The organism is Christiangramia aestuarii, assembly GCF_009735585.1.
Taxonomy (GTDB): domain Bacteria; phylum Bacteroidota; class Bacteroidia; order Flavobacteriales; family Flavobacteriaceae; genus Christiangramia; species Christiangramia aestuarii.
Map to the genome: position 1 here is coordinate 1 of NZ_VJVW01000011.1, position 11,252 is coordinate 11,252.

Annotated in this window: 15 protein-coding genes; all 15 read right to left on the bottom strand. The window is 30.9% G+C overall.

The annotated features are described in order from the left end of the window. Positions 1-2 precede the first annotated feature (2 nt). On the bottom strand, positions 3-140 hold the full coding sequence (locus tag FLP08_RS15155; RefSeq protein ID WP_156277990.1) for a hypothetical protein: 138 nt from the start codon (positions 138-140) through the stop codon (positions 3-5). 155 nt (positions 141-295) lie between these two features. Beyond that, complete coding sequence (locus FLP08_RS15160) at positions 296-1,543, bottom strand: serine hydrolase domain-containing protein (protein WP_156277992.1); 1,248 nt, start codon at positions 1,541-1,543, stop codon at positions 296-298. 142 nt (positions 1,544-1,685) lie between these two features. Next, on the bottom strand, positions 1,686-2,552 hold the full coding sequence (locus FLP08_RS15165; RefSeq protein WP_156277993.1) for a DUF2806 domain-containing protein: 867 nt from the start codon (positions 2,550-2,552) through the stop codon (positions 1,686-1,688). A 161-nt stretch (positions 2,553-2,713) separates the two neighbouring features. After that, positions 2,714-3,367, bottom strand: a complete 654-nt coding sequence (locus FLP08_RS15170) for a hypothetical protein (protein WP_156277994.1) — start codon at positions 3,365-3,367, stop codon at positions 2,714-2,716. Positions 3,368-3,521: 154 nt separating this feature from the next. Next, the gene (locus FLP08_RS15175; protein ID WP_156277995.1) at positions 3,522-3,830 is read right to left on the bottom strand and encodes a hypothetical protein; all 309 of its coding nucleotides are present in this window, start codon (positions 3,828-3,830) and stop codon (positions 3,522-3,524) included. Positions 3,831-3,843: 13 nt separating this feature from the next. Beyond that, positions 3,844-4,215 (bottom strand): hypothetical protein, encoded by a 372-nt coding sequence (locus FLP08_RS15180; RefSeq protein WP_156277997.1) that lies wholly within the window; start codon positions 4,213-4,215, stop codon positions 3,844-3,846. A gap of 217 nt (positions 4,216-4,432) precedes the next feature. Next, the gene (locus tag FLP08_RS15185) at positions 4,433-5,452 is read right to left on the bottom strand and encodes a type I restriction enzyme HsdR N-terminal domain-containing protein (RefSeq protein ID WP_156277998.1); all 1,020 of its coding nucleotides are present in this window, start codon (positions 5,450-5,452) and stop codon (positions 4,433-4,435) included. A 157-nt stretch (positions 5,453-5,609) separates the two neighbouring features. After that, on the bottom strand, positions 5,610-6,638 hold the full coding sequence (locus tag FLP08_RS15190; protein ID WP_156278000.1) for a toll/interleukin-1 receptor domain-containing protein: 1,029 nt from the start codon (positions 6,636-6,638) through the stop codon (positions 5,610-5,612). Positions 6,639-6,803: 165 nt separating this feature from the next. After that, positions 6,804-7,031 (bottom strand): hypothetical protein, encoded by a 228-nt coding sequence (locus FLP08_RS15195; protein WP_156278002.1) that lies wholly within the window; start codon positions 7,029-7,031, stop codon positions 6,804-6,806. A gap of 21 nt (positions 7,032-7,052) precedes the next feature. After that, complete coding sequence (locus tag FLP08_RS15200; protein WP_156278003.1) at positions 7,053-7,445, bottom strand: hypothetical protein; 393 nt, start codon at positions 7,443-7,445, stop codon at positions 7,053-7,055. A gap of 187 nt (positions 7,446-7,632) precedes the next feature. Continuing rightward, positions 7,633-8,055, bottom strand: coding sequence for a VOC family protein (locus FLP08_RS15205; protein WP_156278005.1), 423 nt, complete (start codon positions 8,053-8,055; stop codon positions 7,633-7,635). A 347-nt stretch (positions 8,056-8,402) separates the two neighbouring features. After that, complete coding sequence (locus FLP08_RS15210; protein ID WP_156278006.1) at positions 8,403-9,203, bottom strand: hypothetical protein; 801 nt, start codon at positions 9,201-9,203, stop codon at positions 8,403-8,405. Between the two features lie 178 nt (positions 9,204-9,381). After that, positions 9,382-10,107 carry a hypothetical protein gene (locus tag FLP08_RS15215; RefSeq protein ID WP_156278008.1) on the bottom strand — a complete coding sequence of 242 codons (726 nt, stop codon included), beginning with the start codon at positions 10,105-10,107 and terminating at the stop codon, positions 9,382-9,384. Positions 10,108-10,298: 191 nt separating this feature from the next. Beyond that, complete coding sequence (locus tag FLP08_RS15220) at positions 10,299-10,841, bottom strand: Riean_0653 family protein (RefSeq protein ID WP_156278011.1); 543 nt, start codon at positions 10,839-10,841, stop codon at positions 10,299-10,301. A gap of 166 nt (positions 10,842-11,007) precedes the next feature. Further along, on the bottom strand, positions 11,008-11,252 hold a 245-nt coding region (locus FLP08_RS16490), incomplete at its 5' end, for a hypothetical protein (RefSeq protein ID WP_238388512.1).

Consider the following 11,252-nt stretch of genomic DNA (forward strand, 5'->3'; position numbering starts at 1 on the left):
ATTCATTCATCTATTTTTTCAAATATGTCATTATCTATGAATAATTCTTTCTCTTTATTTGTGCCTACTCTTTCTAAAGATTCGTAGTTACCTCCATGCTGATCAAATATTCTTAAATGTTCAATTGTGATTAAATTCATGTTTGAAAAATGCGCTACAACGGTCTCGGTTATCGCCAGTTGGCGGAGTGCGGGACGCGGATTTGTCGGCTTAGTAATGGTTTGTTGGTCAAGTTAATTATTTTCTTACTAACGCTGCCGCTTATTGGCGATGAACCGTTGTTGGCAATAGTTATTTATTTACGTTCAATTTTATTTCCCTCTAAGAATCCGTCTAGTAAAACAACTTCATTAACCAAACCTTCCTTGTTTCTTAGAAATCTCATTGAAGCATCCATTTGTTCCATAAAAAACTGGTTCGAGGATTGTGGGATTAAATGGATCTTATTCGGTCCCATCATTACAAATAGACTATCATTTTCATCTATAACTTCTAGGTCCACTTGTTCATTTAATGAATAGAGTCCTGAATAATCTTTAAGTAACGACTTATCGATTTCAACTCTTTTTCTTTCTAATGGAAGATTATATTCCTCGTTTTCAATTATTGCACTTATGCTATTTGCAATTTCGCCACCAACTGGATGTCTAAAATTAGACAACACTATTATACAAATATTAGTTTCTGGATTATTAATTACTGAATAGCTAAAACCATCATTTTGCAAATAACCTTGTATATCAAGTTTATTATCTGAATTTAAATCTATTATCTTTTTCAAATCATACGGAGTTGATTTTATTCCCTGACTACTAAATCTTGTTACAGGATTATATTGCGGAGAGGTTTGTAATTCGAGTCCATCTCCTCGATAATTATGATAAAGATAACCTACTGCAAGAGATGAATCCTTTTTTTCGAAATAAGTGTTCTCTAAACCAACTTTCTCACTAAGATCTGTGACATTTTCTTGGAAACTCTTATTACTTATATTTTCAATTAGTTCTCCTAAAATGTTGTAATCTAATTCACTGTCCTCCGATCTTGTTGAAGATACATTAGACAAATTTGCATACTCAATAGTTGAATATTTTAAATCTGGATACTCTTCTTTAAGGCTCTCTATACTAGGTAAATTAGTTTGATGATTGAGTAAATCATTTATTGTTAAATCTGAATCAATTTCTGGGAGATATTTAGAAATTCTATCTGATAATTGAAACTTGTTGTTTTCTGCCATTCCATGAATTATCCTAGCAGTAATTAATTCTGAAAGCTTACCAATTTTAAAGGTAGTCTTATTAGAGAAAGGTCTATTGTTTTCATAGTCAGCTAATCCAAAGCTTTTATCATAGATTATAGAATTGTCATGAAAAACTAAAATCACTCCATTAAATCTATTTAAATTATGATACCGATTTACTAGTGTGTCAATTTTCTCGGTTTGTGATTTTTTCAGAAAATTTCCTTCTATTTTATTTTCTGTTTTACAAGAGGTTAAACATAAAATTAAAATGAGGAAATAATATAATTTATTTGTCATACTCTAAATAATTATTGCCAACGGTCTCGGTTATCGCCAGTTGGCGGAGTAAGGGACGCGGAGTTGTCGGCTTAGTATTGGTTTGTTGATCAAGTTAATTATTTTCTTACTAACGGTGCCGCTTATTGGCGATGAACCGTTGTTATTGCGCGTTTTTTTGTACGGGAATATTAATTGTAAAACCTTGCTCTTCTTTTTTCTTTTTAAAGTAATATAAATAATCAAGGTTTTTCTCAGCTGATATTATCTGCATTAGTTCATTTCCAGCAGGAGTAAATTTTACCTGATTAAATGTTATTTCTGTATCGCTACCTTTTGATGCTATAAAGATTGTTTTACCATAATTAAGCAATACTCCATTTACGAGTTTATTCGTTTTAAATTTTACAATTAAATTATCGCTATCGTAAATTAAACCTGCTGATCTTAATACTAATAAATCGCTATAATTTATTCCGTAATCATCAAATGCATTGTTATCATCTGCTTTTAATATCATACCACCATTTACTGCAAGTTTGCAGGATCTTTCAAATATTTCAGCCTCTTTTTTCGAAAGATTGCTAATTACCTCTAGGGTTCTAAAACTTATTCTTCCTGGTTGAGTGACTTCTTCAGCTAAAATTTTCCCCCATATCTCTTGCATTTCTTCATTTGAAACATCTTGAGCTTTATTGAAAAACCTAGTTCTCCAATCATCATCTACCGGTTCTTCTGAAACCGACTCACTCAAATGTTTAGATGATTTTTCAACAATACTTTCTAAATTTATCTGTCGATTTATTTCTTTATGTGCAAACCTTTCTCTCGCTCTATCAATAATCTCAAATTCAGCATCTGATTTTAAAATTAAACCTTTTGCCTTTGCCTCTTCAAGTTTTTCTAATCTGTAAGCTTCTGCATCCGCTTTCTTTTTAATTCTTCTTGGTTCATATAAGACTCCAATACCTTGGCTTACTGTTTCGATTAGTTTTTCAATTGGAGTTCCGGAAAATTTAATTATTGCCATATATGTTGTTTAAAAAATGCGCTATAACGGTCTCGGTTATCGCCAGTTGGCGGAGTAAGGGACGCGGGTTTGTCGGCTTAGTATTGGTTTGTTGGTCAAGTTAATTATTTTCTTACTAACGCTGCCGCTTATTGGCGATGAACCGTTGTTGTGTGTTGTTTTTATTTTACTGTTGTTATTGGTAAGTTGGGAATTTTAAATTCATCCGTACTTAATTCATTTTCGTGAATTTTTAATACAGTTACTGTCATTTTATATAATTCATTTTGTACGATGTATTTAAGCGGAATTGATTCTGATAATTCAGCGAATATGTTTCTATTATCATTTATATAATCTTTGAATTTTTTTGAATCTATTTTTATTGATGGGCTAAAAATGAAGGTTTTTGTTTGATAATCGTTTTTTAATTCTATCCTTTTGCACTTAAGATCTAATAAGTTTTCTTCATTCTCCGATTCTGAAATTTCTGGTGATGAATCTATTTTTCTTATCCAATTTATATTTTCGGCGTATAGTGTATCGATATTTCTAAATTTGGTATAAGTATATTCTGATCCATTTCTATGAATTGTAAATTCTATGTCTCCATTATCATAAGTCTGTTTATATGAACCATTTTTATAGAAATATTTACCCGATGCTGGCATTTTCTTAATTAATTTTTGTCCAACTTGAGAGTCTGACTCCCACTTTATTTCCATAGTTAATATTCCTGAAAAATAATCTTCTTGTGCTGTAAGGCTTAGAGGAATTATGAATATTAGAATTAATATAAAATTGCCTAATAATCTAAAATTGGTAGTTCGGATCATCTTATAAAAATAACATACAACGGTCTCGGTTATCGCTAGTTGGCGGATTAAGGGACGCGGATTTGTCGGCTTAGTATTGGTTTGTTGATCAAGTTAATTATTTTCTTTCTAACGCTACCGCTTATTGGCGATGAACCGTTGTTGTTGCGCGTTTTTATTTGTAGTAAAATGAAATTAGAATTATTAACCCTGCCAAAATAATGTTTATCAAGCTAATTCTATTTTTCTCAAGGAGAAGGTCAACTATAGAAATTATTGCACTAATTGATCCTATTGGCAAAAGAATTATATAAACTAAAAATTTAACTCCAGATTCTAACCCACTTTGATCAGGATTACTAACATTTATATTGGGTTCTGTCAGAAATATTTCATTTATAGTAATAGCTAAAATTGCAGTACTAATTATCGATAGGAATATCAGATGTAAAATTCTTAAGTTTTTTATTTCTACAGTTACCATAGCCTTAAAGGATTTATAAGTTAGAAATAAAATCTTTTTTATTTTGATTTATTTTGTCTGATAATGGAGGAATTTCTCTACGGGAAACTACTTCTATACAATGTTCTCTTATGGTAATTCCGTTGTTTAAAAACGAAAGGATTGCTGGATTGTTATTTTCTAATTTGAGAGTTAAATATGCTGCCCATACATATACTCTATATTGTGATTCTGCTGTAAATCCTGCAAAATTTGTTACTTCAAATTTTGTTATGTGTTTTTTAGCTACAGCAATAATTCCTTGATACTCTTTTGAATCTATTTTATCAAAATCAAATGGATGAATTGACATTAGATAAAGATTCCTGCATCCAAATAAAAAATCCGCTGGTAAATCCTCATCCATATATTTTTATATTCCTTGTAATATTGTTTATAATTATAAAATTTAAAACCGACATCATCTTATAAAAATGCGCTACAACGGTCTCGGTTATCGCCAGTTGGCGGAGTAAGGGACGCGGATTTGTCGGCTTAGTATTGGTTCGTTCATCAAGTTAATTTATTTCTTACTAACGGTGCCGCTTATTGGCGATGAACCGTTGTTAGCTTTAGTGCTCTAGTTACTTTGAAGATTTTTTCCATTGTAACAAATTTGGAATAGCTAAGACAAGAATTGATGCTAGTAATGCACCTAATAAGGTGATTATTACATTGTATTTATATTCAATTTTTTGATTCATTGAATTAATATCCCTTGTAATTATTTCAATATCAGTATTGAAATCTTTTTTCGAAAGAGTTAATTCGGTTTTCAAATTATTTAATTCTAAGGTGTTCAATGGGTCTTTTGTTATTATTCGAGCCAGTTGATTAAACCTAAAGTTTAAAAGTGTGTCTTTATTTTCGAGATTATTTATTTTTTCTGATAGAGTTAGAAATTGAATATTATCTGAATTACTTATAGTTTTCGCTAAGCTATCATTAAGGATCAATGTCTTCTCATATCTATTTGAAAGTAATTCTGTTTTTTCGAAGTTTCGTTCAATTTTGTTTTTAAGACTATCCAATAGAATATCAGATTTTTCAGGAGATTGAAATAATCCTATATCACTATTTTTAATAAAAAAGATTCCGCTGGCAACGGCTATTGACGCAATCATCATTGAAATTAAAGAAGCAATCCCTTTATTTTTCCTTCGAACTAACTCATCTCTTTCTTGGTTTATTTCTTCTTCACGTTCTTTAAATTTTATTCTATTTATAGCATTAGTTGATAATTGATTATAATTAGGGAAATCATCTTTAGTAATTTCAATCCAATTATCATTCTCGAATTTATTAATTACGAAGTCATTTTCATCTCCAGTAATTAAATAAAATGGTATATATCTTAAATCTTGTAGAACTCGATTTCTTTTAATTTGTTCATTTAGAGTTTGAAAAACTTCTGTAGAATGATAACTTTTGAATTCAATAAAGGCTAAAAATTCTCGAATATTAGGTTCAATAATCACTAAGTCTGCAGCAATATATTTTTTTGTCCCCAGAGGAATTTCATAATCAATTATAAACTGGTTTTGATTGAAATCTTTTTTAGACTTTAAAAATTCGATGAATTTCTTTCTGATATTTTGTTCCATATATTATAGAGCATTAAAGCTAACGGTCTCGGTTATCGCCAGTTGGCGGAGTAAGGGACGGGGAGTTGTCGGCTTAATATTGGTTCGTTGGTCAAGTTAATTATTTTCTTACTAACGGTGCCGCTTATTGGCGATGAACCGTTGTTGTGCGCCGTGCCTAGATGACTTTCATAATGTTATTTTCGTAAAGGAATGCGATTAGATCATACAGATCATTTATTTTGAATCTAAAGATGTTGAATATTATTCTAAGTCTTTCAGGTTCAGAGTTTGATTTTTTGTCTATTGCGAATTGTATACTTTTGAATTTGTAAAAAGGGCCTTCTTTTGACATTTTAATTCCAAGATTATCCAATCTACTAGACAATTTGAAGTTCGTAGTTAACAATTCAATATTATCAAAAAATTTTACTCCGAACCAATATCTTTTAATTTGTGGATTATAAATCTCTTTTAAGATTTCTCTTATTATCTTAATATTATCTTCTAATGTAAGTTCATCCACTCTGACGGTAATACTCTCACTCGTTTTAGTGATATGCATTCCTTTAAGGTAAATTTCCTTGGGATGTCCTGATACGGTATGTCTAATTCTTTTTTTCTCGAAAAGGGTTAAAATATCTTCGAAAGCTGATTCGCTAAAATCATAGTCGACGATCTTTGTGAATCGAGTGTAGATAAAATCTATATGATCATTCTGTAACTTATTATTTAATGGATTTGATGAAAGTTTTAGTAATTGCTGATAATCATTATGCTTGAAGGAAAGTTTGTAAGTTGAGTTAAATTCCCTATTTATTACTGTAATAATATTATTCAAACCTTCGTGAGAATTAATATTAAAACCTTGTAATAGATTTATTGGGGGACCTATTTGACCAATATCAATCCCTTCAATACCTACAGGAACAACTTTTACTCCTTTGGAATATGAAAAACCTGACTCAAAATACAACCAATTTGATTTTATCGAATTTGGACTAACAAACACAAACATTAGTTTAGTATCCCTAAGATTTTCTTCAATTTTATGTATCCAGTTATTGCCAAATGGAATACTCTCACCATCGCTCGATTGAAATATTTGAATAGTATTTGAGGTTATGTTTAAAAGATTATTTCTTAAAGCGGAAAGTAATTTTTTATCCTTCGCAGAGTGGCTAAAAAATATAGTCGGTTTGTTCATTTTTAAATTTTTATGGGCATTGCGCACAACGGTCTCGGTTATCGCCAGTTGGCGGAGTAAGGAACGCGGATTTGTCGGTTTAGTATTGGTTTGTTGATCAAGTTAATTATTTTCTTACTAACGGTGCCGCTTATTGGCGATGAACCGTTGTTGTTGCACGTTTTTTTAATTACTAATTATCAATGAGGCACCGAGTACAATTAACAATATTATGAAAACATAAGAATTAATCATTCCTTTCCAACCTGAAGTGCTGTAATCTTTCATTTTAAAGGATTCGTTTTTATAGATTTTATATAAAAGTCCGATCACGCCAAAAATTAGAATTAAACCGCCTGTGTAAAGCGGATAATCATATATTAATGTTGTTATGAAATCCTCTATTTTTTGCATTTTAAAATAGCTTCGATAATCCTAGCACCATTCTATAATTTTCTTTTCTAAATCAATTGGAATCGGACCTCCAGAACAACCTCCAATTTCTTCTGCATTTTTATCTGAATCTTTATTAGCAATTATCCATCTACCAGATTCATGTTTTAATAAAAAGCCTTCAGCTAGAATTTTACCACCTGTTAAAACGGTTTTCTCATTTTGTAAAACTGTAATTTTATTGCCTTCAATTATTACATCACAAGAACCATTTTTCATTCTTCCTCCCCATTCAGCAAAATATAATTCGAATTCAAATTTTCCTTGTATTAAACTATCAGAAGTTTTCTTTTGATTTATTTCTGTTTGAGCATTAGAATTGAACGAGAACAAAATTAAAAGAGTAGAATAGATCAATATTTTATAAATTTTCATTGGAAGATTTTTGATTTTATGTTAGCCTCTTTCATAAAAAAATGTGCTACAACGGTCTCGGCTATCGCCAGTTGCGGGAGTTGGGACGCGGAGTTGTCGGCTTAATTATTTTGTTTCCTGGTTTCTAAAATTACACTTTTTCGACTAGACCCGTTATTGGCGATGAGCCGTTGTTGGGCTGCGTTTTTTACTTATAAAATTTATTTTCATCAACCAGAATTGTAGTCAGTTCTACTGTATGATTATCAGGGTCTTTAGTATAAATAGACTTGAAATAGTAATGATTTTCAATTTTATAATTGAGATTTAATTGTTTGTATCGCTTTTCAGCTTTTTCGAAATTTTCTTTATTTACGTTGAAAGCAAAATGATCTATTTTGACATTTCTTGAATTGCTATCAATTTTTTTATCATTTGTATTAGCCGGAAAAATTGCGACTCCTGATTTATTAGCTAACATAAAAACCGGAAAATCCCCCCATTCAGGTAGTTTATATTTTTTGAGTCCTAATACATTTTTATACCAATTTGTAGATATTTCAATATTTGATACTCTAATAGCTACATGATCTAAAAACTCAATTTCTATATAATCTGCTTTATCTGTCATTATTTAAGATTGATAACTATAGGTTTATTTTAGTCATTTTCTAATTCAAGTTAAGATAAAGAATATCTATTAAAGTCTTTGTCAGATAGTACTTTATGCAAATATTTAAAATATAGATTTAGGTTTGATTTGTTTCAAAATAAGTTTTAGCTAATTATTACCCGTATTAGAATTTGTTCTTTATCGGAATCACTCTAAAATGCTGCCCAACGGTCTCGGTTATCGCCAGTTGGCGGAGTAAGGGACTCGGAATTGTCGGCTTAGTATTGGTTTGTTGGTCAAGTTAATTATTTTCTTACTAACGGTGCCGCTTATTGGCGATGAACCGTTGTTGTGGTGTCGTTTTTTTAGTTTTTAGTTAGTTGTTCGAATAAATCCTTAAATGTTGGATCATTAGGATCTTTTCGATCGGGATCAGGTAATTCAAAAATTAAAGTGTCGCTATTTTTTATCACTTTCAATTCGAAGGAATTACTACTTTTTAAAATCGTGAATGGTTTATATAAGTCATTAAAATAGGGATTTTGATCAGAATCTTTTCCTCCTATAGGTTGATGTTTTTCTTTAAACCATTTTGGTCGGTTAGAAATTAGTTTTGTTCCCATAGGTACTATATAACTTCTATTGATATAGGAAGAACCGTGATCAACTCTCATATTTTTTACTTCAAGTTGAATTTCCGCATCTTTGGTTAAAGTAGTGTATTTATCAAACTTTTTAGAATCTTGATAAATCATAGTACCTCCAAATATTATTAATGTAAATATGGAAACTATAGCAATTGGAGGAATACTTGTTTTTTTATTTCTCTTAGAGCTTGAATTTTCTGATCGAGGATTTCCTTGAATTAAACTATTCTTTTTTATTAAATCAATTATTTTTTCAGGCGTAGTTAGACTCCAGAAAATTATATTTTCTGAGAATTCAGATTTATTATGTTTTATTCTAATTCCCTGGGCAATGAATGGTACAAAATAAACCTCTTCTATATCTACTAAATTTTCTGGTTTGAAGGTTAGAGTTTTAAACCCTGTACTTTTTAGTTCAATTTTATCTTTTTCTATATGTAAAGAAGCAAAGGGAATTGTTAAGTTTCTTGAACCAATTCTTGAACCTCCAGTATATTTTATTAATTGGTTTTCTTTCAAGTTTAACTTAGAGCTTTTTTAAAAAATGCACCACAACGGTCTCGGTTATCGCCAGTTGGCGGAGTAGGGTACACGGGTTTGTCGGCTTAGTATTGGTTTCTTGGTCAAGTTAATTATTTTCTTTCTAACGGTGCCGCTTATTGGCGATGAACCGTTGTTGTGCGCTGGCTTTTATTTTTCACCTCAATAAATCTATAAAATTTCTTTCACCGTCATAAATGCATCCAGAACAACTATATACTTTAGAATTTCTCATTTTTAAATGATCAATGATTTTTCGTTGTTCCTTATTTATTTTTCCAATTCTTAAAATTCCTATTGCGCCTAAAGTTTGTACCTCTGGAGAAATTGATCTAAGAAAGGAGTTCAATTTTTTAATGCTTCCTCTATCAATTAATTTTAAGGTTTTTTCTGAAATATCTGGAATTTCTGTTCCTGCCATTCCACATCCAAAACCCACTGTATACTCTTTCAAAATCTCTTTGTCAAAATCTTCTTTACGAAAGTTAGTATTATAAAATTTATTATGTTTTGTGATATAATCTTCTATAAAAGAATCATTTGATTTGAAATATTTTATATTTAAAATTCCTTTTGCAACTGAATTTTCTGATATCCAACCAACAACAATTTTATTGTTATATGAAATGAAATTTATTTTTAGATCGGAACCAGAATATGGCATTACCAGGATTCGGTGATGTTTATATCCGAAATCAATTTTTCTATCAAGTTCTGTAAAAGTTGTAATTATTTCGAAGTCTTTAAATTTCTTAGACTTCAATTTCGAAATTTCCTGAACTTCTTTTAGGGAGCTTAAATATTCTCTTGTTTGAGATAATGTATTCTGAGAAATTAAATTTCCGTTTATAGCGATTAAAAATATTAGAAATAATCTTTTCATTTATAATCTAGATTTCTCTAAAGCTTGCGCACAACGGCCGCGATTAACGCCAGTGTGCGGAATTTAGCACGCGGAGTGGTCGGCTTACTGTTTTGTTGTTTGGAGTTCTAATTTATTGATTTTCTTGAAAACCGCATATTGGCCTCGTTAATCGCTGTTGTGCAAAGTATTCTTGTTGAATTTTTCTTTTTTTAAAAGAATACAACGTCGAAACGCCCTTCCCGAACTTCGACAACCTCACCATTTTCGTCGTCTTTGGCATCAAACCAAAATGTACCTGACGCAATTCTTTTTGAAAAATCAACTTTTGAAAAATAGATTTCTCCTTTATAAATTTCATTTGTTTGAAAAAATCCTAATGACCCTTGTGAGTATATCGCATAATTCGTTGTATCACTAACCACATTTAGTTCGTAATTTTTTTTCTCCTCAATCCGTTCACTTCTGAGCTCTAAATAAAGATTTCTTCCAGAATCCACATCTCGAACCACAATACCAAATAAAATATCACCTTCATAGGTACTGTACTGTGCCTTCAATACCGCGCCTGTGCCGAAACCTTTACCCGCTGGTACAAGGACCTTCCCATCAACTAGACATCCTACTGTATTTGCTCCAGTTTGTGTTGCTGGCGGAAGACAATCAACTGGACTTTCACAACTCTCATTTTCTTTAGAACACGAAGTCAATGTAGTAAGAAGGATTACTAAAAGATAAAAAAGTCGGAGTTTCATGTTGTCTGAATTATGTGAATATTTTGCACAACGGTCTCGGTTATCGCCAGTTGGCGGAGTAAGGGACGCGGATTTGTCGGCTTAGTATTTTGTTGTTGGTCAAGTTAATTGTTTTCTTTATAACGGTGCCGCTTATTGGCGATGAACCGTTGTTGGCAATAGTGCGTTAATTTGATATTATTTTATTAATTCTTGGTTGAATGAACCATACACCAATTGGAAAGAACCAAATCATAAAAAATTCTCCTACAAAATCACTGAAAGTTACAGAACGTTTTAATTCAACAGTTTTTATTGTTTTAGAAACAAAATAGAGTAAGTAAAACATGCAGAACATCGAGAATAAGTGCAATGGAATAATGAATAAGAGTAATATTCCCACAGTACCACCCGCCGCATTATTACCGGAAG

Excerpts from the sequence above, each read along its gene's own strand:
- FLP08_RS15220 (WP_156278011.1), bottom strand. The coding sequence starts at position 10,841 with ATGAAACTCCGACTTTTTTATCTTTTAGTAATCCTTCTTACTACATTG.
- FLP08_RS15170 (WP_156277994.1), bottom strand. The coding sequence starts at position 3,367 with ATGATCCGAACTACCAATTTTAGATTATTAGGCAATTTTATATTAATT.
- FLP08_RS15160 (WP_156277992.1), bottom strand. The coding sequence starts at position 1,543 with ATGACAAATAAATTATATTATTTCCTCATTTTAATTTTATGTTTAACC.
- FLP08_RS15200 (WP_156278003.1), bottom strand. The coding sequence starts at position 7,445 with ATGAAAATTTATAAAATATTGATCTATTCTACTCTTTTAATTTTGTTC.
- FLP08_RS15185 (WP_156277998.1), bottom strand. The coding sequence starts at position 5,452 with ATGGAACAAAATATCAGAAAGAAATTCATCGAATTTTTAAAGTCTAAA.
- FLP08_RS15155 (WP_156277990.1), bottom strand. The coding sequence starts at position 140 with ATGAATTTAATCACAATTGAACATTTAAGAATATTTGATCAGCATGGA.
- FLP08_RS15190 (WP_156278000.1), bottom strand. The coding sequence starts at position 6,638 with ATGAACAAACCGACTATATTTTTTAGCCACTCTGCGAAGGATAAAAAA.
- FLP08_RS15165 (WP_156277993.1), bottom strand. The coding sequence starts at position 2,552 with ATGGCAATAATTAAATTTTCCGGAACTCCAATTGAAAAACTAATCGAA.
- FLP08_RS15205 (WP_156278005.1), bottom strand. The coding sequence starts at position 8,055 with ATGACAGATAAAGCAGATTATATAGAAATTGAGTTTTTAGATCATGTA.
- FLP08_RS15215 (WP_156278008.1), bottom strand. The coding sequence starts at position 10,107 with ATGAAAAGATTATTTCTAATATTTTTAATCGCTATAAACGGAAATTTA.
- FLP08_RS15180 (WP_156277997.1), bottom strand. The coding sequence starts at position 4,215 with ATGGATGAGGATTTACCAGCGGATTTTTTATTTGGATGCAGGAATCTT.
- FLP08_RS15195 (WP_156278002.1), bottom strand. The coding sequence starts at position 7,031 with ATGCAAAAAATAGAGGATTTCATAACAACATTAATATATGATTATCCG.
- FLP08_RS15175 (WP_156277995.1), bottom strand. The coding sequence starts at position 3,830 with ATGGTAACTGTAGAAATAAAAAACTTAAGAATTTTACATCTGATATTC.